This window comes from Microbacterium sp. ISL-103 (genome assembly GCF_018613995.1).
Taxonomy (GTDB): Bacteria; Actinomycetota; Actinomycetes; order Actinomycetales; family Microbacteriaceae; genus Microbacterium.
Map to the genome: position 1 here is coordinate 1 of NZ_JAGGPD010000279.1, position 1,944 is coordinate 1,944.

The 1,944-nt window shown below is 72.1% G+C and carries 2 pseudogenes; one reads left to right on the forward strand and one right to left on the reverse strand.

Annotated features, from left to right (window positions below):
- Window positions 1-1,276 (forward strand): annotated as a pseudogene (locus J7E68_RS11085) (ATP-dependent helicase); the annotation flags it as partial.
- Between the two features lie 79 nt (window positions 1,277-1,355).
- Here the strand turns inward: J7E68_RS11085 and J7E68_RS11090 are convergent.
- A pseudogene (locus J7E68_RS11090) lies at window positions 1,356-1,944 on the reverse strand (hypothetical protein); the annotation flags it as partial.

The following is a 1,944-nucleotide window of genomic DNA, read 5'->3' on the forward strand; positions in this document are numbered from 1 at the left end:
GATCCGCGGCAGCGTCGAGCCGGTGGCGCCCGAGGCGTATGCGCGTTTCCTTCCTGACTGGCAGCACCTCGGGCGTCCGCTCGAGGGCCTCGACGGCGTGCTCGCCGTGATCGAGCAGTTCGCCGGTGTGCCCATTCCCGCAAGCGCCTGGGAGTCGCTCGTCCTGCCCTCTCGGGTGCGCGACTACTCCCCCGCCCTCCTCGACGAGCTCACCGCGGCGGGAGAAGTGATCTGGTCGGGCCACGGCACACTGCCGGGTCGCGACGGATGGGTGTCTCTGCACCCCGCGGATCTCGCGCCCTTCACCCTTCCGGAGCCGGATGACGAGATCGCCGCGGACTCGCTGGAAGCCCGCGTGCTCGTCGCCCTCGAAGCCGGAGGCGCGTACTTCGCGAGCCAGCTGAAAGAGATGGCGGGCGCCGAGAACGAACAGTCGGTGCTCGAGGCCCTGTGGGCCCTGACCTGGGCCGGTCGGGTCACGAACGACACCTTCGCGCCGATCCGTTCGCTGCTGGCCGGTGGTTCGCAGGCGCACCGCGTGACACGACGCACACCGCGCACACGCACCTACCGCGGCATGTCGCTCGCGCGCACCGCACCGCGCCCGACGTCGATCGGCGGACGCTGGTCGCTGCTGCCCCCGGTCGAGACCGATGCCGCGCGACGAGCGACCGTCACCGCCGGCCTGCTGCTGGATCGCTACGGCGTGGTCACCCGCGGAGCCGTGCAGGCCGAGGGCGTGCCTGGCGGCTTCGCCCAGACCTACCGGGTTCTCGCCGGATTCGAAGAGGCCGGACACTGCCGGCGCGGGTACGTGATCGAACGGCTCGGTGCCGCGCAGTTCGCGGCATCCGCCACCGTCGATCGCCTGCGCACCTTCGCCGGCCTCGCCGACCCGCCTCCGCGGAAGGCCGTCACGCTCGCGGCCACCGACCCCGCGAACCCCTACGGTGCGGCTCTGGGATGGCCCAGACGCGACGAGGTCTCGCATCGCCCCGGCCGCAAGGCCGGTGGCCTGGTCGTGCTCGTCGACGGGTCGCTCGTGCTCTATCTCGAACGGGGCGGACGCACCGTGCTGTGCTTCACTGACGACGCCGATGTGCTGCGGGCCGCGGCTGCCGATCTCGCGGCGACCGCCCGCGCCCGCCGACTCGACACGCTCACGGTCGAGAAGGTCAACGGCGACGGCGTCTACGGCACCGAGCCCGCGCTCGCACTGCAAGAGGCGGGGTTCGTCGCGACACCGCGCGGCTACACGCTGCGCAAGGCGATCTGACCCGGTGCGTGGGCAGCACGACGCCGCCGTCGTGCACCCTGAGGTGACGAACGGCGGCGTCGGAGGCTGCGCGTGCAGCTCAGAGCAGCGCAGACTCCGCGGCGTCCGGTGAGGCGCGACGGGCCGCGAGGCGCCTCCCCAGAACGATCGCCCCGCCGAGGCCGAGCAGCCCGAGTGCGATGATCCAGGTGACGCCCGGATCGTAGCCGGTGGTCGCGAGGTCGCCGTCGGCTGTGACTGCGTCCGAGCCGGACCCTGAGCCCGAGCCAGCCCCAGCGCCGGGATCAGCGCCGGGATCAGAGCCGGGTCCTTCGCCGTCGATACGCACCAATCCGTCGATCCCGGCGCGGATCGCCGCGGCCATGGCGTCGACGCCGGCCTGGTCTGCAGCCGTGAGCTCCCGCTCGACGGCGGAGACCGCGCGGTTCAGTGCGGCGACGGTGTCAGCGGTGAAGGGGCTGAGGTCGGCAGGCACCGCTGCGAGTGCCTCGTCGACCGTCGAGTAGTCCGCGGGGCGCTCGGAGACCGGGACGATGTCGGCCGCGTAGGGGGTGAGCGGGTTGCGGATGGTGACCTCGCGGATCTGCTCATCAGCGAAGAAGTCGAGCGCCTTGACCACGATGCGGTCGCCGTAGGACTCCACGATCAGGCCGTTGTTGACATCGCCG